Origin of the sequence: Coprococcus sp. AM97-35, assembly GCF_027697525.1 — a bacterium.
GTDB classification, from domain to species: Bacteria; Bacillota; Clostridia; order Lachnospirales; family Lachnospiraceae; genus Allocoprococcus; species Allocoprococcus comes.
Window position 1 is genome coordinate 1 of record NZ_JAQESL010000077.1, and the last position, 870, is coordinate 870.

General features: G+C 31.4%; 2 protein-coding genes. Both read left to right on the plus strand.

Going from position 1 to position 870, the window contains the following annotated elements; genetic code table 11:
• Nucleotides 1-150: 150 nt before the first annotated feature.
• Nucleotides 151-354, plus strand: coding sequence for a helix-turn-helix transcriptional regulator (locus PG840_RS16725; protein ID WP_008787624.1), 204 nt, complete (start codon nt 151-153; stop codon nt 352-354).
• Nucleotides 351-767: a hypothetical protein gene (locus PG840_RS16730; protein ID WP_008787625.1), complete on the plus strand. Its 417-nt coding sequence runs from the start codon at nt 351-353 to the stop codon at nt 765-767. Before PG840_RS16725 ends, PG840_RS16730 begins: the two co-directional genes overlap by 4 nt.
• The last annotated feature ends 103 nt before the right edge of the window (nt 768-870 follow it).

The window sequence follows — 870 nt, forward strand, 5'->3', positions numbered from 1 at the left end:
AGTATGAACTTGTGCTACATAAGGATAGCAACTGGAAGATTGTAGGATAATAAAATATGGAAAGTTTGCTTGACATTCTTTACTTGCAGGAGTATCATAAGATTAGAAAAGGAAAGCAAACTTTCCATTTGTTCAAGAAAGGGGTATGTTGTGAAAAATCGTTTAGAAGAATTACGAAAACAAAGAGGTATTAAACAAGAAGATTTAGCGACTGCTCTTGAAGTATCTCGTCAAACAATAGGCTCTTTAGAAAATGGACGCTACAATCCCTCTATTATCTTAGCTTTTAAAATTGCAAGGTACTTTCAAATGAGTATTGAAGAAATATTTATTTATGAGGAGGAAAGCAAATGAAACATAAGATACAAAAAGTTGAATTATTTATCGGTGTAATAATCTTTTTAGGTGGTTTACTAACTTATGGTTTAGGCGTACACCAACTATTGCCCGTACCTCGTCCAGATTTGGTTGTCTATGGTACAACGCTTATTGGAATAATATTGATTTTTATGGGTTGTGATATATTCAGTAAGCCAACAAAAGAAATGCAAATATTAGAAAATGATGAAAGAAATATCGCAATTACTAATGCTTCTCTTGCGAATGCTTATAAAGTAACACTTACATTATTGGTTCTTGTATTATTTGCTCTTGTCTTTATGGGATATATGAGTAAAGTTGTGTTTTTTTCGATAGCAGGAGTTATTGCTATCGGACAAATTACATGGGTTATAACAGCTCGTTATTTAGATAAAAATACGTCTTAATTCTTCAAGTATTTTTAGTTTTTCCTTCTCCATAACTACGCCCCATTCTTTTTTTGTATAGTAATATTGTATCATTAAGAATCACAAATCACAAGTGATTTGT

What these genes read in the sequence shown, in the direction of transcription:
- PG840_RS16730 (WP_008787625.1), top strand. Translation starts at nt 351, where the DNA reads ATGAAACATAAGATACAAAAAGTTGAATTATTTATCGGTGTAATAATC.